This is a genomic window from Streptomyces sp. NPDC005262, from assembly GCF_042872425.1.
In the GTDB taxonomy this organism is placed as follows: Bacteria; Actinomycetota; Actinomycetes; order Streptomycetales; family Streptomycetaceae; genus Streptomyces.
The window spans coordinates 131,245-154,931 of sequence record NZ_JBIAKK010000013.1 but is presented as its reverse complement, the minus strand read 5'-3'; the positions used below and the strand labels follow the sequence as shown (position 1 = coordinate 154,931).

The following is a 23,687-nucleotide window of genomic DNA, read 5'->3' as shown; positions in this document are numbered from 1 at the left end:
GATCGGCCGCGACGGCCGGTACCGGACGTTCGGCGCGGTGGCCGGGCCCGTTCATTCGGTCTCCGCGGCCGGTCGGTGCGTTGCGGATGACGGAGGCAGCAGCGGACCGCACTCCCACTGCTGGAATATCAGCCGGGTCTCCACCCGGGCCACCTCGCGCCGCGAGGTGAACTCGTCCAGCACCAGCCGCTGCAGATCCGCGGTGTCCGTGACTGCCACATGGACCAGGTAGTCGTCGGGCCCGGTCAGATGGAAGAGCGCGCGGGACTCCGGCAACGCCCTGATCCGTTCGACGAACGGGCCGATAAGCTCCCGGCGGTGCGGGCGGACCTGTACCGAGAGGAGCGCCTCCAGACCGCGGCCGAGCCGGGCCGGGTCGAGACGGAGCTGATGGCCGAGAATCACTCCCGAGCGTCGCAGCCGGGTCACCCGGTCCAGGCAGGTCGACGGCGCGACCCCGACCTCCGTGGCCAGCTCACGGTAGGTGGTCCGGGCATCGTTCTGCAGCAGCCGCAGAATGTGCAGATCCACCGGGTCGAGAACGACAGAATCGGTCATTCGCCGAACGTAGCACGGCACTTCGCCACGCCGGTCCGGTGAGTGTTCAGAGTGGTGTCATGGACACCGAAGCCTCGATGCTGCCCTCGACGACACCCCGGTCCAGGGCGCTGGCCACCGAAGCAGTGCACGCCGGACGCGACGACCTCGCTGCACTCGGCCTGCACGCCCCGCCGATCGATCTGTCCACCACCTACCCCTCGTACGACTCCAGGGGAGAGGCGGAACGGATCGACGCCTTCGCCACCACCGGCGCCAGGCTCGACGGGCCGCCCGTCTACGCCCGGCTCGACAACCCGACCACGGCCCGGTTCGAGACGGCACTCGCCCGGCTCGAAGGGACCGCCGGCGCCGTCTCGTTCGCCAGTGGAATGGCGGCGCTCACCGCCGTCCTGCTGGCCCGCGCGAGCATGGGGCTGCGCCATGTTGTCGCCGTCCGCCCGCTCTACGGCTGCAGCGACCACCTCCTCGGCGCCGGACTGCTCGGCACCGAAGTCACCTGGACCGATCCGGCGGGCGTCGCGGGAGCCATCCGTCCGGACACAGGTCTGGTGATGGTCGAGACGCCGGCGAACCCGACGCTCGCCGAGGTCGACATCCGTGCGCTCGCGCACTCCTGCGGCTCGGTGCCGCTGCTCGTCGACAACACCTTCGCCACCCCCGTCCTGCAGCGGCCCGTCGAGCACGGGGCCAGGATCGTCCTGCACAGCGCCACCAAGTACCTGGGCGGGCACGGCGATGTGATGGGCGGGGTCGTCGCCTGCGACGAGGAGTTCGCGGCCCGGCTGCGTCAAGTCCGCTTCGCCACCGGTGGGGTGCTGCATCCGATGGCCGGGTATCTGCTGCTGCGCGGGCTCTCCACCCTGCCGGTGCGGGTTCGGGCCGCTTCCACGAGCGCCGCCGAACTGTCCCGCCGGCTGAGCGCCGACCCACGCATCGCCCGGGTCCACTACCCGAGGGTGGGCGGAGCGATGGTCTCGTTCGAGGTGTACGGGGATCCGCACCGGGTGATCTCCGCGGTACGGCTGATCACACCGGCGGTCAGCCTCGGCAGTGTCGACACCTTGATCCAGCATCCCGCCTCCATCAGCCACCGCATCGTGGATGAGGGAGACCGGCAGGCCGCCGGTGTCGGGGACCGGCTGCTGCGCATGTCGGTCGGCCTGGAGGACGTCGAGGACCTGTGGGCCGACCTGTGTCAGGCGCTCAGCGACCCGCCTGCTCGTACGGCGGCAGGGAGCGTACCGGAGTGGCTTCCAACCGGGCGGTGATGACGAGCGTGCCTTCCTCGATCTGGTAGTCGAGCGGCAGCGCGAGGGCTCGCATCGCGGCGACCATGCCGGTGTTGGACGCCTGGGTGACCGCGTAGACGCTCTCGCAGCCGGCCTCGATGGCGAGCGTCACCAGACGGCCGAGCAGCTCGGAGCCGATGCCGCGGCGCTGCCAGTCGTCCTCGACGAGGAGGGCGACCTCGGTCTCGTCGCCGTCCCAGAGGAGGTGGCCGAGGGCGACGAGCCGGCCGGAGGCCGTCTGAACGGCCAGGGTGCGGCCGAACCGGGGGCTCAGCAGGTGGTCCAGATAGCGGTCGGCGTCCTGGACCGGGCCGTGGTACCGCAGCCGCAGTGTCTGATCGGAGCAGCGGTCGTGCATGGCGCGGGCGGCTGCGAGATCGCTCTGGTCCGCACGGCGCACGGTGATCTCGTTGCCCTCGGGGAGCGTGAGCACGTGCTCGCTGCGCGGGACGCGGGGGCCGAGCCGTGCGTCGAGCTCGACCAGGGCGCGGGCCCGGGCGAACTCGGTCGGTGTGAACGGCAGATAGGGCCGTTCGATCGTGATCGCACCGCCGGACGGGTCGCGCAGCCGCATCACGGTCTCCTCCAGCACCCCCTCGACCGGCGCGGTCTCGCCGGTGGCGCGGCCGCTGATCGACACGGCAGGGAGCGAGTGGATGGTGCAGCGGCCGAGCAGCTGGCGCAGGGCGAGGGGGAGTTCGGCCGCGTCCAGGGCCGTGCGCGTGGCGAGGCCCAGAATGCGCGTCGGGGCATCCACCAGATCGTGCGCGTCGGCACGCTCGATCCAGGTGGAACTGCCGCCGGCGGCGGAGACGGCCCGGCTCAGCTGCTGCATCTGCAGCGGGGCCGGGGCACGCAGCAGGAACTCGTCGACCGTTCCCTCGGCCAGCGGGTGCGTCTGCAGGGTGAGGATGTCGACCCGGTGCCGGGCGAGAACGATGCACAGCGCGGCCAGGCTGCCGGGGGTGTCCCGGACAGTGGTACGCATCCGCCACAGCACCGTTTCCCCGGCGGGGAGGGCAGGGCCCGCGGCGATGGGCGTAGCCACCGGAGCGACAGCGCCGGTGGCGGCGGCGGTATCTGTGGCGGCGGTGTGGCGGTCGGTGGAACGGCCCGGGCCCGAGCTGTCGTGGTCGGCGCTCAGGCCGTCGGCGGTCGGTGGCGGTGCGTGGCTGTGCCGCCGTGCCCACCAGGTGTGGAACGTGGCCGTCGCGGTCAGCGCCACGGCCGAGGCGACCAGCAGATACGGGCCGTCCGGCTGGTGCCCGATCAGGTTGGCGATCGCGTCGGCCACCGCGACCGCGGTGAACAGGGCGGCCAGCTCGATCAGGTCCCGGCGCCAGTGGTGGGGGCGGCGGGCACTCTTCGCAGATGTCACATCAGTCATGCTTCCACTGTGACGGAGCGGTGTTGCCTGATCACGAACGCCTTGTGACCGATGGGTTAAGTATGGATCTAGGTCCCTATCGCCGGTTTTTGGCGGGTTACTGTCTTGAGTGATCGCGGTTGTGGCGGTGTATGCGGGGGCTGCGGCAGCCTGTGAACGCTTCGCAGCGGGTGCGGTCAGCGAGTGGCGCGGTGGGCGGACCGGTCGCGGGCCGGCCCGGTCACGGTGATGCGCGTCCGGTTACGGCACGATGTCCACGGCCGTCGCCCCGCACCCTGCTCCCAGGCGGCCGGCGGCCGCATGCGCACTCCGGACGCCGATCGGGCACTACCTGGTCACGGCCGACGGGAACCGCCGGATCCCTGCCGAACAGCGTCGTGTCAGGGCCGCGCACGTGCCCGGCCCGGGAGGAATCCGTGGCGGAGGAGGCCAAGACCTGAACCGGCCGGGTCGCGCAAGAACCGTGGAACCCAACCACCGACAATCGGCCCCGGACAGTCGTCCGGGGGCTCCGCCCACGTCGGTGAGCGGCACAGGCTCACTGCCCGACGCGTCCCGGCTGCAGAACCTTGCTGAACAGCACCGAACCGCCCTGAGCCCGCAGTCGCACGGTCAACTCGCCACTGTCACCGTCGATGTCGACCTCGCCGAAGAACTGCGGCGACTCCATCGGCGACACATTCGCCCGGTCGGGCGCCCGCACGAAGACCCGGTCGGGACCGAACGTGCTGTCCAGCGCATTGGCGGGGAAGCCACCGGCGGCCAGCGGCCCCGACACGAACTCCCAGAACGGTGCGAAGTCCTTGAACGCCGCGCGCTCGGGGGCGTAATGCTGCGCCGACGTGTAGTGCACATCGGCCGTCAGCCAGAGCGTGCCGGTGATCCGGCGGTGCTTGATGAACCGCAGCAGCTCCGCGATCTGCAGCTCACGGCCGAGCGGGGCGCCGGGATCGCCCTGGGCCACCGCCTCGAAGTCCGTCGCACCGTCCGTGACGACAAGTCCCAGCGGCATGTCCGCGGCGATCACCTTCCATACCGCGCGGGACCGCGACAGCTCGCGCTTGAGCCAGTCGAGCTGCTCGGCGCCGAGGATGCCCGTGGTGTCGTCAGGCTGCCGGCCGGGGGAGTTGGCGTTGCGGAACGAGCGCATGTCGAGGACGAACACGTCGAGCAGCGGGCCGTGCCGCACCACACGGTGCACCCGGCCGTCGCCGGACGACTCGTGCAGCGTCGACACCGGGAAGTACTCGCGGAACGCCCGCATCGAGCGCGCGGCCAGGACGTCGACGTTCTTCTCGGTGTACCGGACGTCGTCCAGGATCTGTCCCGGATACCAGTTGTTGCGCACCTCGTGGTCGTCCCACTGGATGATCGACGGCACCTGTGCGTTGAACTTCCTCAGGTTGTCGTCCAGGAGGTTGTAGCGGAAGTTCCCGCGGTACTCGGCGAGCGTCTCGGCGACCTTCGCCTTCTCCTCGGTGGTGACGTTGCGCCAGACCCGGCCGTCGGGAAGCGTCACGCTCGGCTCGATCACCCCGTCCGCGTAGATGTTGTCACCGCTGCAGAGGAAGAAGTCCGGGTCGAGACGGCGCATCTCGTCGTACACCCGGTAGCCGCCGATGTCCGGGTTGATGCCCCAGCCCTGTCCCGCGATGTCGCCGGACCACAGGAATCGGACCCCGTCACGGCGCCGGGCGGGCGCGGTACGGAACGTCCCGTACACCGGCTCACCGGTCCGGCGCGGATCGTCCGGGTCCGCGAGCGTCACCCGGTAGTGCACCTGCTCGCCCGCGGGCAGCCCGTACAGCGGCGTCGTGCCGGTGAAGTCGGTACCGGAGCCGACCAGGGGCCCGTACCAGGTGCGCGCCCGCCGGAACGAATCCGTTGCCGACGTCTCCACGATCATCCGCGCCGGACGGTCCGAGCGCACCCAGACGAGGGCGGACGAGGCGGTGACATCACCCACCTGAACGCCCCAGGCCGCGCGCGGTCGGCCGGACAGGGCGAAGGCGGGGGCCGCCGTCGCCGTCAAGGGGAGAGCGAGCGCGGCCGAAGCGACGAGTGAACCGCGCAGCACAGCGCGGCGGTCGGGCGAAGCGATGCGCGGGCGGTACGACATGGAGGCGCCTCCGGGGCAGCGGGACAGAGGTACGGGTGGCCGGTCGACGAGCCCCACTTTTGTGCCCGTCGGCGGCGAGCACACCAACCTCAGATGAACACCGGGCCGCGTCACACGTCGATGTCCGCTCCGTGCGGCTGCCGTTGGGCCTTCGGCGGCGCGCCGTGCCGCACGGTGAAGCCGGCCCGGAAGCCTCTGCCTGCTCAGCGACTGGTGTCGAGGATGACGCGTGCCACGAGCGCCGGATCGTCGTTCATCGGCACATGCCCGCAGCCGGGCAGCCGCACCAGCCGGGCACCGGGGATGGTGTGCTTGGCCCTGATCCCCTGCCGGCGCAGCAGCAGACGGTCGCGACTGCCCCAGGCGACAGTCACCGGAAGCCCCGGCACATCGTCGGTGAAGGCGACATTCCGTCCGACGGCGAGCGTCTCGTGGAATCCGGCCGCCTCGCGCAGGGCCACGGTCTCCGAGACGACCGCCTCGGGTGAACGGCGGCCGGGTCGCGCGTAGATGGTGCTCGTCAGCGCGGCACGCCCGGCCGCGCTGCGCGAGAGCCCTTCGATCAACGGCATCGGCATTGCGAGTGCGCCCTGTCGCATGGCCCGCAGCGTCGCGAACGCGTAGCGCCGCTCGCTCTGCGTCCAGAAACCGGCGGGCGACAGCGCCGTCACCGACCGTACGAGCTTCTCGCGGCCCAGTTCCAGTGCCAGCAGTCCACCGAGCGAGTTCCCGGCGACATGCGGGCGGTCCACGCCGAGCGCCTCACAGAACGAGCCGAGCACCGGCACCACGCTCCCCAGGCCGTACGGGACACCGTCCGGGAGCGCCGGGGAGGCGCCGAAGCCGGGCAGATCCACGGCTATCACATCCCGCTCCGGTGCCAGCGCGGGCAGCACCGGATCCCAGGCCTGGTGGTGGTGTCCGATGCCGTGGAGCAGCAGCAGCGGCTCTCCGGAACCGGTCCGTTCGTACACCACGGACACGGTCCGCGGACCTCGGGGCGAGTCGACGCTGAACGAGACCGTGCTGGCCATGCTGCTGCTCCCAGGGGTGGGCCGTGTGTGAAGGGATGGAGTGTCGAGTTCCGGTCAGAACGTGCAAGTGGCCTCCGCAGAACGGATGTAGACGCCTCGTCAATAACAATTACCGTTCGGTAGCCTGCAGTTCAAGGGGGCTGGGCAATTCGTGCTGGACAGGGCACGGCGCGTCGGCTGGGATGGATCCGTGACCACCGACACCGTTACCGACGTCTTCGAAGAACACCGCCCCGTCCTCACCGGGGTCGCCTACCGCATGCTCGGCCGGATCGCCGACGCCGAGGACGTGGTGCAGGAGGCATGGCTGCGCTGGTCGTCCGCGTCGCGTGAGGACGTACGTGAGCCGCGGGCGTTCCTCGTACGGATCACCACCCGGCTCGCCGTCGACCGGCTGCGGCAGTTGCAGTCGCGGCGCGAGGCGTACGTCGGACCCTGGCTGCCCGAACCGCTCGTCACCGACTTCGGCCCCGCTGTTCCCGACACCGCCGAGCAGGCTGTCCTCGCCGACTCCGTGTCGGTGGCCGTGCTCGTCGTCCTCGAATCGCTCTCCCCGCTGGAGCGCGCCGTCTTCGTCCTGCGCGAGGCATTCGGATTCCCGTACGGGGAGATCGCCACGACCCTCGACCGGACCGAGGCCGCGGTGCGTCAGCTCGCAGGGCGCGCCCGGCGGCATGTGGAGGAGCGCAAGCCGCGTTACGACGTCGATCCGGCCCAGCGCCGTGACCTCACGGAACGGTTTCTCGCCGCGGCGGCGGGCGGCGACATCGAGAAGCTGCTGGCGCTGCTCGCACCCGATGTGCGGCTGGTCGGCGACAGCGGCGGGAAGTCGAAGGCGCCGCTGCGGATCATCGAGAGCCAGGACAAGGTCGGCCGCTTCCTCCTGGCCGTCGCCCACGGTCAGCCTCCGGGCATGGAGATCCGGTTCCTGGAACTCAACGGCGGCCCGGCCCTGCTGGTGCTTTCGGACGGAAAGCCCGATTCTGTCTTCCAGGTCGACATCAGGGACGGTGTCATCCAGTGCGTATATATCGTCCGCAATCCTGACAAGCTCATCGGTCTGGACGTCGAATAGCCTGCCCGATCCGACGCCCGCCTCGGACACCTGCCTCGACCGAAGCCCCACGGACCCGCCGGACGTGGGGCTTTGTGCTGCGCGTACCTCACGGCACCACGAATGTCCTGTGAACGCTCAGCGGCAGATGCCCGTTTCGCTCCGTGACGGAATAAGGATTGGTCTTGACCAAGGGGGTGTGCCGTCCTATGGTCTCAACGTTAAGACAGGAACCTTTAATAAATAACGTCGCGGAAAAAGACGCTGGGTGATTGCGGAGGACAGGGTGGGGACCACGCAGCTGGAATCGGTGCAGGAGCCGAAGTACTGGCACCTCAAGACCGTGCTCAGTGAGGCACTCGACTCGGACTTTGCGGTGGGAGAGATCCTGCCCAACGAGCGTGAGCTCGCTGCTCGGTTCGGCGTCGCACGGGCCACGCTCCGGCAGGCTCTGGAGCAGCTCGAACTCGAAGGCAGGCTGCAGCGCCGCCGTGGCGTCGGGACCACCGTCGCGCCGCCGCGCCTGGGCGTGGCCGTCTCGACCGCGCAGCACGACTGGACGGACGGCGTAGCCGGCGAGGCCTGGCAGGCGGTCGACTGCACGAGCGCCGTCGCACCCGCCCCGGTGGTCGCCATGCTCGACGTGGAGAGCGACGAGCCCGTGCACATCGTCCGCCGGATCCGGGTCACCCAGGGACAGTCCGTCGCGGCGGAGTTCCTGTACGTACCGTCGTCGTCCGTGCCCGAACTGTCGGCGATCGAGAGCCCGTCGGGCCCCACCCGCGCCCGCAGTGTCGTGCGTGAACTGCACCGTCTCGGCCTTGACGGCCAGGACCGTTCGGTGGAGCTCGGTTCGGCCCGTGCGGACGATGCCAAGGAGCTCGACCGCCTCCCCGGTGCACCCGTCCTCGTCGTCACCACCCGCTACCTCGCCGCGGGAGGCACGGCCGCTGTCTCCGTCGCCACCTACCGGGCCGACACCTGCCGGCTCACCTTCGGCGCCTCGGGTGACCTGGAAATCAGCCACCCCGGCCAGGAGCGCAAGGCTTCCTGAGACCGGCCGGCCCCGCCGGCCCCGCACATGGAAGCGCGGCCCGTCGCACTCAGCGGCGGGCCGTCACCGTTCCCTCCACCGCGAACAGCTGCTCCTCGACATGGTCGAGTGCCAGGCGCAAGGCGCCGGTGGCCACGGCCGCCTCGCCGAGCAGGGACAGCGCGACCCTCGGCGGCCGGAGACAGTAGCGGGCGAGTTCACCCCGGAGCGGATCAAGGACGCCGTCCAGTCCCGCGGCCCAGCCGCCGATGACCACCAGCTCCGGGTCGAGTGCCAGTACCAACGCCGCCACATCGTGCACCAGGCGCTGGATGAACCGGTCGACCGCCGCCATCGCCCGCACGTCACCGTGGCGAGCCTGCGCGAACACCGCGGCGACCGCCTGCTCGTCCAAGGGGTCCAGCGGCGTGTCCGTCGTCGACAGCAGCTTCTCCGGAGTGACTTCGCGGCCCAGCAGATGCAGCGCCCCGATCTCACCCGCTGCCCCACCGAAACCGCGGTGCAGCCGACCGCCGATCAGCGAACCGGCTCCCGGACTCAGCCCCGCGAGGACGAACACGATGTCGTCGGACTCGGTGGCCGCGCCCTTCCAGTGCTCCGCCACAGCCGCCGCATTGGCGTCGTTCTCTACCAGGACCGGACATCGGAAGGAGCGCCGCAGCCGCTCACCGAGCGCGAGACCGGTCCAGTCCGGCAGCGCCGTACCCAGCCGTACCGTCCCGTCGGCCTCCACGATGCCCGGGCTGCCCACACCGACCGCACGCAGACTGCTCCGGGCCACCCCGGTACGCCGCAGGAGATCGGCGACCACGGCCCTGACCCGGTCGAGCCGGTCATCCGCGCCGGCGGTCTCCGACACCTCGCGTGAACCGGCACCGATGATCCGGCCGTCCAGTCCGGACAGCAGCGCGGAGACGCGGTGCGGACCGATCTCGATGCCGAGCAGATGCCCCGCCTCCGCGCGGAACCGGAACCGTCGGGCCGGCCTGCCCTGGCGCCTGGCCTCACCCTCGTCGGGCGTCGCTTCGACGACCAGCCCGGCCTCGAAGAGCCCCTCGACGACGCCTTCCACCGTGGGCCGGGACAGACCCGTGATCCGGGTCAGGTCCGTGAGTGTGGGGGAGTGGGCACCCCTGAGAGCATGAAGCACCACCGCGGAATTGATCCGTCGCAACAGCGACGGGTCCCCACCGGTCAGCCGGCCCACGGTGATTCCTTCCAGCTCGTGCGCATGTCAGGCGGATCGTACTCGCTGCCCGGAAGCAGGGCGACCGTGGGCCACGACGGGTTCCGGGCGGGCCCTGTGTCAGCTCGGAGCCACGAACCCGGACTCGTACGCGGCGATCACCGCCTGGGTCCGGTCCCTGGCTCCCAACTTGGCCAGCACCGCACTGACATGGGTCTTCACCGTCTCGACGCCGATGACGAGTTTGGCGGCGATCTCCGCATTCGACAGTCCCCGCGCCATCAACCGGAGCACCGCAGCCTCGCGCTCGGTGAGCGCCGCCCGCTTCATGACTGCCTTCGCCTTGCTCGTCCCGTACTCGGCGGCGAGCTGCCGGACGGCGGCCGGGAACAGCAGGGACTCCCCCTCCGCGACCAGGCGCACCGCATGCACGATCTCCGCGGGCCGGGCGCGCTTGAGCAGGAAGCCGTCCGCCCCCGCGCGCAGCGCCTCGTACACGTACTCGTCGTTCTCGAACGTCGTCACCACCAGGATCTTCGGCGGATCCGGCACTGTGCGCAGCACCACCCGGGTCGCCTCGATGCCGTCCATCAAGGGCATCCGCACATCCATCGCCACCACATCGGGGCTCAACTTGTGCACCAGCGGGATCACTGCCGCGCCGTCGGCCGCCTCGCCCACCACCTTGATATCGGGCTGAGCCTCAAGGACCGCGCGCAGCCCCGCGCGTACGAGAGGTTCGTCGTCGACCAGAAGAACGGTAACCGGCATCGGGTCAGCCTAAGGGCTGCATCGCAATCCCTGGCGGGCGCGCGACGACAGCTGCGGCGGCTCGCCGCGTTGTCGGAACCCCCGAGTACGCGCCGGTACGAGGACGCCCCGCCGCCTTGCGATGCGCCGCATCTGACGCCGCGTTCCGATCCACCGGGGATTACGGGACAGCGCTCAGGCGGTCCAGCGGGAGGCTTGCGTGCACCCGCCACTCACCGTCGTACGGACCGGTCTTGGCATTTCCGCCCAGGAGCGCGGCCCGCTCGCGTATGCCCCGCAGCCCGCTACCGCCCCCGGACGAGCCTGTCGATCCGGTGAGTGGATTCGCCACCTCCAGCTCAAGCCAGCCCTCCGCCACCGTGATGCGTACCCGTACAGGGACGGTCCCGGAGTGGCGCAACACATTGGTGAGGGCTTCCTGCAGGATCCGGTAGCCCTCGCGCGACACCGGCCCCGGAACCAGCTCCACCGGACCGGACATCTCGGCATCGACCTTCGCCCCCGAACCGCGCGCCGACTCCAGCAGCCGGTCCGCCTCGGCAAGGGTCGGCCGCTGACTCACCGGCGCGTCCGATTCGCGCAGAACCCGCAGCACCCGCTCCAGATCGTCCAGCGCATCCCGGCCCGTCTCCTCGATCGCGGCCAGCGCCCGCTCGGTGAATTCAGGATCCTTCGCCGCCCGCGCCGCGCCCGCCTGGACGACCGCGACGGTCAAGGCATGCCCGATCGAGTCGTGCAGCTCGCGCGCGATGCGATTGCGCTCCAGCAACTGCTCGGTGCGCTCCTCCAGCCGGGTAAGCCGCTCCACCGGCGACTGGCTGAGCAGCCACCGCGCAGCGGCCGTGACCAGCTCGCCGCACACCACCATGACGGCCAGCAGCACCAGCAGGGGCAACGGCACGAACAGGATGTACCACGAGTGCGGCTCCACCCCGCGGAGGAGCCAATCGCCGCTCGGGCCCGCATCGGTCACGGTGAGCACGAGGTCGACGGCTGTCGCGGGCAGCCACACCGTCGCGAACATCGCCACGCCGGACAGCAGCAACCGCACTTCCAGCCAGGCCACGGTGCGCCAGCGGTCCGCCCAGGTCACCGCGGACGCGGCAGCGATCGATGCGTCCGGACTGCCCCGCTCGTCAGGCGTGAGCAACAACTGCGCCTGGACGCCCTCGGCGAGCCGCATGGCGGGCAGCAGTCCCACCGGCACGGCGAAGACCAACGCCGCCCACGGTGTATCGGGGGAGATGAACAGCCACACGCTGACGACCGCGCTCGGAATGAGCAGATGCAGCCAGCGGGTGTAGGTGACGGAGTCGGTCAGCGGACGGAGGAAGCGGCGCATGCTGCCATCGTGTCAGTGACCCTCCGCGCGGCGGCTCCCCCGAGCGAGGGAGATGATCCCCTCCTGCGGGGGAGGCCAGGAGCTGGGCGCGGCCGCCAGGCTGAGGACATGACCAGCATCGACGTCCATGAGCTCACCAAGGAATACGGGGCCACTCGCGCCGTGGACCACTTGACGTTCAGCGTGCGGCCCGGCCGGGTCACCGGCTTCCTCGGCCCCAACGGCGCCGGCAAGTCCACCACCATGAGACTTGTCCTGGGCCTGGACCGGCCGACGGGCGGCACGGCCACGATCGGTGGCCGTGCCTACACCACGCTCGACGATCCGCTGCGCCGGGTGGGCGCGCTGCTCGACGCCCAGGCCGCCCACGGCTCACGGACCGCGCGGAACCATCTGCTGGCTCTCGCCACCAGTAACCGCATAGCTCCCACCAGGGTCGAAGAGGTACTGGAGGAGGCGGGGCTCGGCCGGGTCCGCAGCCATCGGATCAGGACGTTCTCGCTCGGCATGCGACAGCGTCTCGGTATCGCGGCCGCACTGCTCGGTGACCCGGAAGTCGTGATGCTGGACGAGCCGTCGAACGGGCTAGACCCGGAAGGCATCGTCTGGATCCGCGAACTGATGAAGCGACTGGCCCGCGAGGGCCGCACGGTCCTGGTTTCCAGCCACCTGATGAACGAGACGTCGTCGTTCGCCGACCACCTCGTGGTCCTCGGCCGGGGCAGACTCCTCGTCGACCTGCCGATGCAGGAGTTCCTCGACTCCCGCACCCGCCCGCGCGTGCGCGTACGCACGACCGAGTCCAGCCGACTCCGTGACGTGCTCACCCGCAAGGGATACGCGTTGTCGCAGGGCGACGACGGGCGCTGGACCGTCGAGGGGGCCAAGGCGGTGGAAATCGGTCCCATAGCCGCCTTCGAAGGCATTCCCATCCTGGAACTCGCCGACGAGCAGGACACCTTGGAGCAGGCGTATCTCGATCTGACCGCCGACGCGGCGGAATTCGCGTCCGCAGCAGCCTCACCCACCACTCGTCAGGAGGCCTGACCATGTCGACCCTCGCAGTGCTCCGATCCGAGTGGATCAAGATCAGATCGGTGCGGTCCGTGGCCGGCTCCCTGATAGCGGTCTTTCTCGCCACACTCGCCGTCACTGTGCTCGCGTTCGCCACCGTCGGCCAGGCCGAGGCGGACAACCCGGGTGTCGATCCGGTCTTCGGCGCCTTCTACGCGCTGAACTTCGGCCAGATCGCGGCAATCAGCTTCGGCGCGACCGCGCTCTCCTCGGAGTACCTGAACGGTGCCCTGCGGGTATCGCTCGCCGCAGTGCCGCGCCGTGACCTCTTCTACGCAGCCAAGATGACCCTCGTCGGTGCACTCGCGCTGGTCATCGGGCTCGTCACCAGCTTCACCGCTTTCCTGGTGGGGCAGTTGTTCATGGGGAAGTACGCGATCGGCCTGGGGGAACCAGGAGCCCTCCGAGCTGCTCTCGGCGGAGGGATATATCTGGCCCTGATGGCCCTGTTCGCGGCCGGCCTGACGGCTCTGCTGCGCAGCGCCGTCGCCGTTCTCAGTCTGCTTATCCCGTTCATCCTGATCGTCTCCTTCGTGGTCGGAGACATCGCGGGCGGTGTCGCGCAGTATCTTCCCGACCGGGCAGGGCAGTTGGTACTGCACCAGAATCCGGAGGGGAGCCTCGGGCCGTGGACGGGGCTTGCGGTCACAGCGGCCTGGGCGGGTGCGGCGCTGCTGACAGGCTGGTGGGCGATGCGGCGCAGGGACGCCTGACGGCCGGACTGCCCACTGTCGGAGCCCTGGTGGGGGGCGTCCGGCGCCCAGAGACGGCTGAAAGTCCCTCAAGGCTCAGGCCAGGGAAGTGGTTGTCAGTGCCGGGCGGTTTACTGGCGGTATGACGACCGCACATCACCTCCGCCTCATCGACGGGATGCGCGCCCGGGACTTCCCCGCGGAGCGCATTCAGTCGGGCTCAGGAGTCAGCGGGCCCGGTTACCACATGGTGTGGTTGCACGGGGACGACGAGCACCGGGACGACGACGAGGCGGGGCGTCTGGAGCACCGGGCACAGTGTCTCGCGGAGCACGACGCGCTGCTGACGCTGCTCGCGGGGCGCTGGGGTGAGCCGCAGATGATCAGTCTGTGGAGTGCGCAGGCGCGGATGATGGCAGGCGAGGAGATACCGGAGCCCTGGACCGATCCGGTCGCCGGATGTGAATTCCTGCAGCTCTGGCGCATCGAGGACCGGTGGATCGCGATGGGACTCCATCTGGAGGAGGAGGGCCCCGGCTGCGAACTGAGCGTCCTGGTGACGGAGATCGATCCGCCCTGACCGGCGACGGTGTCCATCCGGGGCCGAGCGGTCCCAGGGGGGGGCTGAATCATCCGCGCGGTTCGAGTCTCTCAGGCCGTATTACGGGGGCCTGCCGAGTCGACGGCCGTGCGGAGGCGCCCGTACTCCTCGGCCATGGTCCGGGCGGTCCAATGGGCGTTCAGACCGCTGGGGTTGGGCAGGGCCCAGACCCGGGCACCGCCGATCGTCCTGTCCTGCGGGCCGATCTGCGCGCGTCGGTCACCGAACGCGGTCCGGTAGGCCGTGACGCCCACGACGGCCAGCCACCGAGGTCGCAGCCGCTCGACCTTGGCCGCCAGGATGACACCGCCCTCGCGGAGCTCCTCGGACGCGAGTTCGTCGGCTCGCGCCGTGGCTCGGGCGACCACATTGGTGATGCCCAGGCCGTGGTCCAGCAGCTCGCTCTGTTCCGACGGCTTCAACTGGCGGGGGGTGAAGCCCGACAGGTGGAGCACCGGCCAGAAGCGGTTGCCAGGGCGGGCGAAATGATGCCCCGTGGCGCCCGTCATCAGGCTCGGGTTGATTCCGCAGAACAACACACGCAGGCCACCCGCGACCACATCGGGAACGGTGCGGTCGCGGGCGGCCTGAAGCTCTTCGGGTGTCATCCGGTTGTGGTTTCGGCCGTCAGAGGATGGAGCCCGGCGTGTATCCGGCGGCCTCCGGGTGCTGCTTGGTGATCTCCTCGATCCGGGCGACGAGCGCGGCGACCTGGTCGGCCGCCGCTCCCGTGAAGGAGAGCTTGTCGGCCATCAGGGCGTCGAGCTGGGCGCGGTCCAGCGGGATGCGGTCGTCGGCAGCCAGCTTGTCCAGCAGCTGGTTGCGCTCCGTGCCCTGCTCGCGCATGGCCAGGGCGGAGGCGACCGCGTTCTCCTTGATGGCCTCGTGCGCGACCTCGCGGCCGACACCGGCGCGGACGGCACCCATCAGCACCTTGGTCGTGGCGAGGAACGGCAGGTACCGGTCCAGTTCGCGGGCCACGACCGCGGGGAACGCCCCGAACTCGTCGAGCACCGTGAGGAAGGTTTCCAGCAGACCGTCGAAGGCGAAGAAGGCGTCCGGGAGAGCAACCCGGCGGACCACGGAGCAGGACACATCGCCCTCGTTCCACTGGTCGCCCGCCAGCTCACCGGTCATCGAGGCGTAGCCGCGGAGGATCACCATCAGACCGTTGACACGCTCGCATGAGCGGGTGTTCATCTTGTGCGGCATCGCGGACGAGCCGACCTGCCCCGGCTTGAAGCCCTCGGTGACCAGCTCGTGCCCGGCCATCAGCCGGATGGTCTTCGCGACGGACGAGGGTGCGGCGGCCAGCTGCACCAGTGCGGTCACCACGTCGTAGTCGAGCGAGCGGGGGTAGACCTGGCCGACGGAGGTGAAGGCCTGCCCGAAGCCGAGGTGGCCGGCGATGCGCTGTTCCAGCTCGCCGAGCTTCGCGGCGTCGCCGCCCAGCAGGTCGAGCATGTCCTGCGCCGTGCCGACGGGGCCCTTGATGCCGCGCAGCGGATAGCGGCCCAGCAGGTCCTCGAGCCGCCCGTACGCCACGAGCAGCTCGTCCGCGGCGGTGGCGAAGCGCTTCCCGAGGGTGGTCGCCTGGGCGGCGACATTGTGGGAACGACCGGCGATGACCAGCTCGCTGTACTCGCCGGCCAGCCTGCCGAGCCGGGCCAGGACGGCCACCGTGCGGTCACGCATCAGCTCGAGCGAGAGCCGGATCTGCAGCTGCTCGACGTTCTCGGTGAGGTCACGGGAGGTCATGCCCTTGTGGACCTGCTCGTGCCCGGCGAGAGCGTTGAACTCTTCGATCCGTGCCTTCACGTCGTGCCGGGTGACCTTCTCACGCTCGGCGATGGACGACAGGTCGACCTGGTCGAGGACCCGCTCGTAGTCGGCGAGGGCGGCGTCGGGCACCTCGATCCCGAGGTCCTGCTGAGCGCGCAGCACCGCCAGCCACAGCTGGCGCTCCAGCTTCACCTTCTGCTCGGGGGACCAGAGGACAGCCAGCTCGGTGGAGGCATAGCGGCCGGCCAGGACATTGGGGATGCGAGGCTTCGCAGACACAGCAGTCACGTGTCCAGATTCTACTGGCGGTTTCTGCAGGCCAGCGCCGCGGCCCGGTTTGTGGCTTACTACGAACGCGGTCTCTCGCGCGAGGGAAGCCGCCCGGACCCCGGCTCGGGGTCCTTCGGTACGGCTCCATGCTCCGCTGCCCGTGTTCACCCGGGTTGCCGGGCACCGGCTTCAGGAACGCGCGGTCCGACCCCTGCGGAGGCCGTACGCAGCCGCACCGAGCAGCGCCACCGCTGCGCCCGACAGCACCGACGGAACGGGAAGGGTGACAGCGAGGACCAGGCAGCCGGCCAGACCGAGCACCGGAATCGCGCGCAAGGGGCGGCCCTCGGACGGTGCAAGGGTGAGGGCAGCTGCGTTGGCGATGGCGTAGTACAGCAGCACGCCGAAGGAGGAGAAGCCGATCGCGCCGCGGACATCGCCGGTGGCGGCGACGAGAGCGGCGACCGCGCCCACGGCGACCTCGGCGCGGTGCGGTACGCCGAATCGGGGATGGACGGCGGCCAGTACGTGCGGCAGATGGCGGTCGCGGGCCATCGCCAGCGTCGTACGGGAGACCCCGAGCAGCAGCGCGAGCAGCGAACCGAGGGCGGCGACCGCCGCTCCGGCACGGACCACCGGCACCAGCGCGGGGACGCCGGCGGCACGGACCGCCTCCGCCAGTGGTGCTGTGGCATCGGCCAGCCGGGCGGGCCCGAGGACCGACAGCACCGCCACGCCGACGGCCGCGTAGACGACCAGTGTGATCCCGAGAGCCACGGGGACGGCTCGTGGGATCGTGCGAGCCGGGTCCCGGACCTCCTCGCCCAGCGTGGCGATGCGGGCGTATCCGGCGAAGGCGAAGAACAAGAGCCCGGCAGCCTGCAGCACTCCGCTCACCGTGGCGTCGGAACCCGGCGCCAATCGGGACGCCTGGACGACGCCGCCGGTGAGGCACGCGGTGACGACGGCAGCGAGGACCGCGAGGACCACGGCCACGATGATCCTGGTCAGCCAGGCGGACTTCTGGACCCCCAGACAGTTCACGGCAGTGAGCGCCACCACCGCGCCGACGGCCACCGCATGGGCCTGCCCCGGCCAGGCGTAGGCGCCGACGGTCAGGGCCATGGCCGCGCAGGAGGCCGTCTTTCCGACGACGAAACTCCAGCCTGCCAGGTAGCCCCAGAAGTCGCCCAGCCGCTCACGCCCGTAGACGTACGTGCCGCCGGAGGCCGGATAGCGGGCCGCGAGCCGCGCCGACGACGTGGCATTGCAGTACGCCACGACCGCGGCCACCGCCAGACCGATCAGGAGCCCCGACCCTGCCGCGCGGGCGGCCGGAGCGAGCGCGGCGAAGACGCCTGCTCCGATCATCGAGCCCAGACCGATGACCACCGCATCGAAGACCCCCAGGCGGCGCCTCAGTCCGTTGCCGCCTGTACCGCTGTTCACACCACCGCTCGCCCTACCAGCCATCGCATCCACCTCGCGCTCATCCCCTGCCTCACCTGCACCGCTGTACCGGCGCACCGTACAGAGCGAAGGTGACGAGACGGTGGCTGTCTGGCGCACCACATGACCGGAGCCCCTCGGGTCAGGCCGAGGGGCTCCGGTGTCTGTGCCCGGTACGGGACCGGGGAGTTACGGGGCCAGGGTCAGTCCGATCCGGATGCCGGTGGACGAACCGAGTGCCGACACCCCGTAGTAGAGGCCGGTGTCCGCCTTGATTCCCGAGGTGCTGGTGTTGTCGATCTGCAGGATCGTGCCGTTGTTGGCGTCCTCGCCATCCGCGCCGATCGCGATGTCCGCCCGGCTGTAGCCGGAGAGGTCGGTGAGGGACACGGACGAGCCGAGGCGGTCGTTGGGTTCGGTGGCGCCGGGGATGCCCGTGGTGTCCTGGCTGTATGCGACGGCCCCGGTGCCGGTGGGTCCGGTGGCGGAGCCGTGGATCAGGAAGACCTGGCCGGCGTTGCTCTCGTTCACGCCGCTGCGGGTGATGTCCTCGCCCGGCGCGCCGGTGAGAATGTCGCCGTACCCGTCGAGGTCGACATCGCCGACGGAGACGGACGCTCCCATGTCGTCGCCGGTCTCGCCGCCGCCCGGTACACCGGTGGTGTCCTGGTGGATCGTCTTGCGGCCGGTCGAGGTCAGACCGGTGGCCGAACCGAACACGGCCGTGACCGCGCCGCCCTTGGCGGTGTGCCCGGACTCGGTGGCGGACGGCTGGCCGACCGCCAGGTCGGTGGCGCCGTCGCCGTTGATGTCACCGGCGGCCAGCGAGCGTCCGCCGCGGGCGTCGAGGATGCCGACGCGCTGGAGTCCGGTGGTGGACCCCTTCAGCCACAGCAGGCGTCCGATGCCGCTCGGGTCGCGGTAGCTGACGGCTGCGTCCGCGTAGCCGTCCTTGTTGAAGTCGCCGGTGACCGCGGCCGCGTAGCCCACGGCAGCGGTGTAGGCGGTGGTGTTCAGGTAACCGGACCTGGCCGCACCGGTCTTGCCGTCCCAGGCCCACCAGCGGCCGGGCTTGCCCGGCGCGACGGAGAAGATGTCGGCCTTGCCGTCGGCGTTGAAGTCGCCCGAGGTGACGGTCGTACCGAGCTTCTCGCCGCCGATCCGGCCGGAAGTGGTGACCGAATAGCTCTTGCCGGTGGTGAGGGCGGGGCCGTACATCACGACGACCGTGCCGTTGTCGGCCTGCGTGATGTCCTCGCCGGGCCCGCCGATGAGCAGGTCGGCGTACCCGTCGCCGTTGACGTCGCCCCAGGCGTCGGACGAGCCGAAGAGGTCGCCCGCCTCGGAGTTGCCGGGCACTCCTGCACTGCTCTGGTTCAGCGTCCGCTTCGCCGTCGAGCTCGGGCCGTCCGCGGTGCCAGGCAGCACGGTGACGCTTCCGTCGCTGCTCGCCGCCTTCGGGAGGCCGACCACCAGGTCGGTGATGCCGTCCCGGTTGAAATCGGTGGTCGGGATCGCGGCGTTGCGGGTGCCGTTGGTCGCGTATGTCCGGATGGCGCCGAGCTTGGCGTACAGGTTGGCACCAGGGCATGCGGTGGCGAAGCCGTCGCGGTGTCCGGCGATGGTGTTGAACGTGACGTCACCGTCGGGCTGAGTGTTGCCGTCGGCGTCGGTGACGAGGCGGGTCAGTGTCACCTTGGCGGTGGGGCTGACCCCGTACTGGCCGAGCTTCCATGCGGCGATGCGCGCCGCGGACTGGAGCGCGGCCGGCGTCGGCTTGCCCGTCTCGAAGTTGCCGAGCAGGGAGATGCCCGTCGAATACGAGTTGAAGCCGTAGGTGTGCGCGCCCTTGACCGGGAGATCGGTGCCGCCGGCGCGGCCCTCGAAGATCTGGCCGCACTTGTCGACCAGGAAGTTGTAGCCGAGGTCGTTCCAGCCTTCGGTCTTCACGTGGTACGTCATGATCGCGCGGACCATCGCGGCCGAGTCGCCACAGCTGTAGTTGTTCGTGTCGACGGTGTGGTGGATGAAGACCGCCCGCACCTTGTCGATGTACTCGGGCGGATCCTCGACCAGCGACTCGTCGGCGCCCCACTGGGCGCGGCTGATGATCGGCGGCCGGTTGACGGTCGACGGCGGCGCGGTGGGTACGGGGGAGGGGGTGGCCGTGTCCGTGGGGGTGGCCGTCGCGGTACCCGTCGGGGTGCCCGTGGCCGTCTCCGTCGGGGTGCCGGTGGCGGTCTCCGTGGCCGACGGCGTTGCGGGATCGGCCGGTGAGGCGGTGTCCGTGGGAGCGCCGGCGGTGTCCGACGCGGTGGGAGCCGGGGTCCCCTCCAGTGCGAACGCCGCGTTCTCCGGACCGCTCGGTGCGAGAGTCGCCTCCGCCGGGTTCCTGGACTCGGCCTTGCTGACTCCGGGGTCGACCATGTGCAGCTTCAGGTTCTTCGGCAGTGCCTTGCCCGGCCGGCCCGACCCCACCTTCACCTGTACGGCGTCCGATGCCCCGACCCACATCGGCTCGGTGGCCCGGTTGGCGGCTGCCCGTTCCCGCCCGTCCGGCCCGTCGGCCGACACCTCCAGCTCGCGCCAGGGCGACCACTTGCCGGTCCCGGCAGCCCGCGTACGCACTTCGGCGGTGCCGTCGACCTTTGCCGCCCCTTCCCAGCCGATACCGACCATCGAGAACGCCGCGGTGTTCGTGACCGGCAATTGCCGCTCCGTGGCCGTGCCGTCGTCGATCGCGACCGACCGCAGCTTTGCCTGCCGAACCTCCGGCCCCTTGGGTCCGGCCGGGCCGTCGGACGGGTTTGCCATCGCCACCGTCACCACTCCGGCCCCACCGAGAACGACAGCGCCAACGGTCAGCCAGGCGCGGCGTTTCAGGCTCATCGGTCTGTACGCATGCGACGTGCGCGGGCTCAAATGCCCCACCCCTCAGAGAAGTTTGCTCAAGACACACCCGTCACATGGGCGGCCTGGTGTACCCAGCGCACCCAGGGTTCGAAACGTCACACGGGTCGGCGAAGTGTGTTGTGAGTCACGTGAATTGCCGGGCTGTCGGGCGTCGGATGCGGTCTCCTGACTGCGATTCACGTCCACCGGGCGGCGACGGGCCCGGTCAGTGCGTTCGGTGCCGCGAAGCCCCTTGCTGTGACATTTCTGTGCCACGACACGCAGAACTAGTCGAGAGGCTCGCGAGCCCGGGGGCATGGGCACCGTGAGCGGTGCCGGGGCGGTGCGGGTGCGACGCAGTCGGTACGAAGAGGAAAGTGTGACCAAGGGCGGGAAACAGCACCGCGGGCGAGTGGACGACGCCGAGCTCGGCGCCGCGGTGGAGCGGGCCCAGCAGGGGGACGAGGAAGCCTTCGCGGTGGCGTACCGGATGGTCCATCCCGGGCTGCTCGGCTACGTGCGGGGCCTGGTCGGCGAGGACGGCGAGGACGTGACCTCCGACGCCTGGCTGGAGATCTCCCGCGATCTCGGGCGGTTCCGTGGTGACGGGGCCGGGTTCCGCGGCTGGACCGCGACGATCGCCCGGCACCGGGCGCTGGACCATCTGCGAAGACAGAAGCGGCGGCCGCGCACCGCATTCCTGGAGCAGGACGTCCTCGAACTGCCCAGCGGTCATGACACGGCCGCGGCCGCCCTGGAGACGCTCTCCACCGAGCAGGCGCTCGCGCTCATCGGGCAGTTGCCGCGGGAGCAGGCGGAAGCGGTTCTGCTGCGTGTCGTCGTCGGTCTCGACGGCCCCGCGACGGCGCGTGTGCTCGGCAAGCGAGCCGGGGCCGTACGCACCTCCGCCCACCGTGGACTGAAGCGACTGGCAGAGCGCATGACCTCGGCGGGGTCGGGCACTGTGACGTCTGCGACGCGGCGCACGCTGAGAGATGAGACATGAGAGATGAAACGCAGCGGGTGACCGGAATGCCGGTGACCCCCGAAGTGGACGCACTGCTGACAGCCGCGCAGCGCGCCGGGGAAGCCGGCCCCGCTGCCGAGGAGCGGGCTCTCGATGCGTTCCGGGCGGCGCGCGACGAGGGCGCGCACACACCGGTCTCACCGCTGCGCCGCCGTCGGCGCGACGACTGGCGTCCGGTCGAGCGGTGGCGCGGAGTGCGCTCGGTCCGGGCCGTCGTCGCCGGCCTCGCGGCGGTGGTGGCGCTGGGTGGGGTCGCGATGGCCGCCGGCTCGGGGACGATGCCGGGACCGTTCGGTGACGGCGGCCACGACCGGCCGCACCCCGCACACCCCGCGAACGGCGAGCCCGCAAAGCCCGGCGGCAGTCAAGGAAGTACGCCGACGCCCCGCGCGGACCGCACGCGGCAAGGGGCGACGGACACCCCGGGCACCGGGCGGGCTTCCAACCATCCCGACCAGGCGAAGGACGATGCGGCACTCTGCCGTGCGTTCCGCCATGTGCAGGACAGCGGGAAGGCAGCGGACGCGACGGCCTTCGACCGGCTGGCGTCGGCGGCCGGTGGCGTGTCGGCGGTGCCGGACTACTGCGACGGCATCCTCGCCGCTCAGCCGTCGAAGGGGAACGGGACCGGCAGGAAGGAGAAGCCGGGAGCGACCCCGGCGGCCCCGGAAGCGGAGAAGGGCACCGGGAAGAACACCCGGGGCAACTCCGACGCGCCCTGAACCCGGACCCGTGGGTGCGGACGCAGGACAGCGGGGAGCCCGGGTGTGCCGCGAGCGCAACGCGCGAGCCGAACAGCGGAATGCTGCGCGCCCTGTGACACGACGCCCCGACGGGTACGCACGCGATCCGGGAGCGGCACCGGCGAGCCGCCACCGCTCCCGGACGCCACGTCAATAGGGTCGCCCGGACTCGTACGTCCGGAATTGGTGTCGCCATGAAGCCGTCCATCTGCCTGTGCATGATCGTCAAGAACGAGGCCCACGTCATCGAGCGCTGCCTCGCCTCCGTTCGCGACCTGATCGACACCTGGGTGATCTCCGATACCGGTTCGAGCGACGGAACACAGCAGCTGATCCGTGCCGCGCTCGACGGCATCCCGGGCGAGCTCCACCAAGAGCCCTGGGTGGACTTCGGCCACAACCGGACCCTGAACATCAGGCACGCCCATGCCAAGGCCGACTATCTGCTCCTCCTCGACGCCGATCTGGTGATCCACCGGGAGGGGTCGCTGCCTCCGCTGACCGCCGACTCGTACCTGCTGCGGCACGAGGGCGCGACCGAGTGCCGGGTCAAGCGTCTGGTCCGTGGCGACATCGCCTGGCGGTACGAAGGCGTCACCCATGAGTACCTCACCTCCGACCAGCGCGACGACCGGCGGACTCTCGACGCCCTCGTCATCGAGGACCACGCCGACGGGGGAACGCGGCACGACAAGTACGAGCGGGATGTGCGTCTGCTCGGTGCCGAACTCGAACGCGACCCCGACAACGCCCGGAACGTCTTCTATCTGGCGCAGACCATGCGGGACCTCGGCGACAGGGACAAGGCGATCGCCCTGTACGAGCGCCGCGCGCGGATGGGCGGCTGCGGCGAGGAGGTGTACTGCTCGCTGCTGCAGGCCGGGATCCTCAAGGCCGATGCCGACGACTGGCCTGCCGCCATGGACACGCTCTCGCGTGCCTGGGAGTCGCGGCCGCAACGGCTCGAGGCCTGCTACGAACTCTCCTCGCGGCTGCGCGGCCTCGGCCGCCACCGCGCCGCGCACGCGTTCGTCTGCGCCGGACTCGACCGGGAACCGCCGGACGACCTGCTGTTCCTCCAGCCGTGGGTGTACCGATGGGGGCTGCTCTTCGAGTACTCGATCACCGCCTGCCGGGTCGGCGACATCCTCGGTTCGCTCAGAGCCTGCGACCGGCTCCTTTCGATGCAGGACCTCCCCGACGTGCGTCGCAGGCAGACGCTCACCAACCGCGAGTTCGCCGAACAGCGTCGGGCCACTCGCAACGCGTCATGGGCATCACCCCCCGACTGGCGGCGGGGTCCACACCTCAGTGACAACAGCTGCAGTACCTGTCACGCCTGACATCGGCGGTCCGGGGC

At 70.5% G+C, this 23,687-nt stretch carries 20 protein-coding genes; 9 read left to right on the top strand and 11 right to left on the bottom strand.

Going from position 1 to position 23,687, the window contains the following annotated elements; genetic code table 11:
- Positions 1-51: 51 nt before the first annotated feature.
- Positions 52-558 carry an Lrp/AsnC family transcriptional regulator gene (locus ACFYP5_RS27915; protein WP_389041134.1) on the bottom strand — a complete coding sequence of 169 codons (507 nt, stop codon included), beginning with the start codon at positions 556-558 and terminating at the stop codon, positions 52-54.
- A 59-nt stretch (positions 559-617) separates the two neighbouring features.
- On the opposite strand from ACFYP5_RS27915, the gene ACFYP5_RS27910 reads away from it, so the two are divergent.
- Positions 618-1,829 carry a trans-sulfuration enzyme family protein gene (locus ACFYP5_RS27910; protein WP_389041132.1) on the top strand — a complete coding sequence of 404 codons (1,212 nt, stop codon included), beginning with the start codon at positions 618-620 and terminating at the stop codon, positions 1,827-1,829.
- Here ACFYP5_RS27910 and ACFYP5_RS27905 read toward each other — a convergent pair.
- The 3 genes from ACFYP5_RS27905 to ACFYP5_RS27895 form a co-directional block, all read right to left on the bottom strand.
- Positions 1,765-3,228, bottom strand: a complete 1,464-nt coding sequence (locus tag ACFYP5_RS27905) for a GNAT family N-acetyltransferase (RefSeq protein ID WP_389041276.1) — start codon at positions 3,226-3,228, stop codon at positions 1,765-1,767. The genes ACFYP5_RS27910 and ACFYP5_RS27905 overlap by 65 nt on opposite strands.
- Positions 3,229-3,775: 547 nt before the next feature.
- Positions 3,776-5,356 (bottom strand): alkaline phosphatase D family protein, encoded by a 1,581-nt coding sequence (locus ACFYP5_RS27900; RefSeq protein ID WP_389041130.1) that lies wholly within the window; start codon positions 5,354-5,356, stop codon positions 3,776-3,778.
- A 203-nt stretch (positions 5,357-5,559) separates the two neighbouring features.
- A complete protein-coding gene (locus tag ACFYP5_RS27895; protein WP_389041128.1) occupies positions 5,560-6,390 on the bottom strand; it encodes an alpha/beta fold hydrolase in 831 nt (276 codons plus the stop codon).
- A gap of 190 nt (positions 6,391-6,580) precedes the next feature.
- Here ACFYP5_RS27895 and ACFYP5_RS27890 point away from each other — a divergent pair, with 190 nt between their 5' ends.
- The gene (locus tag ACFYP5_RS27890; protein WP_389041126.1) at positions 6,581-7,465 is read left to right on the top strand and encodes an RNA polymerase sigma-70 factor; all 885 of its coding nucleotides are present in this window, start codon (positions 6,581-6,583) and stop codon (positions 7,463-7,465) included.
- A 265-nt stretch (positions 7,466-7,730) separates the two neighbouring features.
- Positions 7,731-8,498 (top strand): GntR family transcriptional regulator, encoded by a 768-nt coding sequence (locus ACFYP5_RS27885; protein WP_389041124.1) that lies wholly within the window; start codon positions 7,731-7,733, stop codon positions 8,496-8,498.
- A 49-nt stretch (positions 8,499-8,547) separates the two neighbouring features.
- Here ACFYP5_RS27885 and ACFYP5_RS27880 read toward each other — a convergent pair whose 3' ends face one another.
- The 3 genes from ACFYP5_RS27880 to ACFYP5_RS27870 all read right to left on the bottom strand — a co-directional run bounded on the left by ACFYP5_RS27880 (position 8,548) and on the right by ACFYP5_RS27870 (position 11,797).
- Positions 8,548-9,705, bottom strand: a complete 1,158-nt coding sequence (locus ACFYP5_RS27880) for an ROK family transcriptional regulator (RefSeq protein WP_389041122.1) — start codon at positions 9,703-9,705, stop codon at positions 8,548-8,550.
- Positions 9,706-9,804: 99 nt separating this feature from the next.
- Positions 9,805-10,455 carry a response regulator gene (locus ACFYP5_RS27875; RefSeq protein ID WP_389041120.1) on the bottom strand — a complete coding sequence of 217 codons (651 nt, stop codon included), beginning with the start codon at positions 10,453-10,455 and terminating at the stop codon, positions 9,805-9,807.
- 160 nt (positions 10,456-10,615) lie between these two features.
- Complete coding sequence (locus ACFYP5_RS27870) at positions 10,616-11,797, bottom strand: sensor histidine kinase (protein WP_389041118.1); 1,182 nt, start codon at positions 11,795-11,797, stop codon at positions 10,616-10,618.
- 108 nt (positions 11,798-11,905) lie between these two features.
- On the opposite strand from ACFYP5_RS27870, the gene ACFYP5_RS27865 reads away from it, so the two are divergent.
- From ACFYP5_RS27865 to ACFYP5_RS27855, 3 genes are all read left to right on the top strand, one after another.
- The gene (locus ACFYP5_RS27865; RefSeq protein ID WP_389041116.1) at positions 11,906-12,844 is read left to right on the top strand and encodes an ABC transporter ATP-binding protein; all 939 of its coding nucleotides are present in this window, start codon (positions 11,906-11,908) and stop codon (positions 12,842-12,844) included.
- A 2-nt stretch (positions 12,845-12,846) separates the two neighbouring features.
- Entirely contained in the window at positions 12,847-13,584 is a 738-nt protein-coding gene (locus ACFYP5_RS27860; protein WP_389041114.1) for an ABC transporter permease, read from the top strand.
- A 121-nt stretch (positions 13,585-13,705) separates the two neighbouring features.
- The gene (locus ACFYP5_RS27855) at positions 13,706-14,143 is read left to right on the top strand and encodes a hypothetical protein (RefSeq protein WP_389041112.1); all 438 of its coding nucleotides are present in this window, start codon (positions 13,706-13,708) and stop codon (positions 14,141-14,143) included.
- Between the two features lie 71 nt (positions 14,144-14,214).
- Here ACFYP5_RS27855 and mug read toward each other — a convergent pair whose 3' ends face one another.
- The 4 genes from mug to ACFYP5_RS27835 form a co-directional block, all read right to left on the bottom strand.
- Positions 14,215-14,772: a G/U mismatch-specific DNA glycosylase gene (gene mug / locus ACFYP5_RS27850; RefSeq protein WP_389041110.1), complete on the bottom strand. Its 558-nt coding sequence runs from the start codon at positions 14,770-14,772 to the stop codon at positions 14,215-14,217.
- Positions 14,773-14,791: 19 nt separating this feature from the next.
- Positions 14,792-16,234, bottom strand: a complete 1,443-nt coding sequence (purB, locus tag ACFYP5_RS27845; protein WP_389041108.1) for an adenylosuccinate lyase — start codon at positions 16,232-16,234, stop codon at positions 14,792-14,794.
- A gap of 171 nt (positions 16,235-16,405) precedes the next feature.
- Complete coding sequence (locus ACFYP5_RS27840; protein ID WP_389041106.1) at positions 16,406-17,689, bottom strand: APC family permease; 1,284 nt, start codon at positions 17,687-17,689, stop codon at positions 16,406-16,408.
- A gap of 165 nt (positions 17,690-17,854) precedes the next feature.
- A complete protein-coding gene (locus ACFYP5_RS27835; protein ID WP_389041104.1) occupies positions 17,855-20,554 on the bottom strand; it encodes an FG-GAP-like repeat-containing protein in 2,700 nt (899 codons plus the stop codon).
- A 382-nt stretch (positions 20,555-20,936) separates the two neighbouring features.
- On the opposite strand from ACFYP5_RS27835, the gene ACFYP5_RS27830 reads away from it, so the two are divergent.
- The 3 genes from ACFYP5_RS27830 to ACFYP5_RS27820 all read left to right on the top strand — a co-directional run bounded on the left by ACFYP5_RS27830 (position 20,937) and on the right by ACFYP5_RS27820 (position 23,670).
- A complete protein-coding gene (locus ACFYP5_RS27830; RefSeq protein WP_389041274.1) occupies positions 20,937-21,563 on the top strand; it encodes an RNA polymerase sigma factor in 627 nt (208 codons plus the stop codon).
- Positions 21,560-22,306 carry a hypothetical protein gene (locus ACFYP5_RS27825; RefSeq protein WP_389041102.1) on the top strand — a complete coding sequence of 249 codons (747 nt, stop codon included), beginning with the start codon at positions 21,560-21,562 and terminating at the stop codon, positions 22,304-22,306. Before ACFYP5_RS27830 ends, ACFYP5_RS27825 begins: the two co-directional genes overlap by 4 nt.
- Positions 22,307-22,521: 215 nt before the next feature.
- Complete coding sequence (locus ACFYP5_RS27820) at positions 22,522-23,670, top strand: glycosyltransferase (RefSeq protein WP_389041100.1); 1,149 nt, start codon at positions 22,522-22,524, stop codon at positions 23,668-23,670.
- Positions 23,671-23,687: the final 17 nt, after the last annotated feature.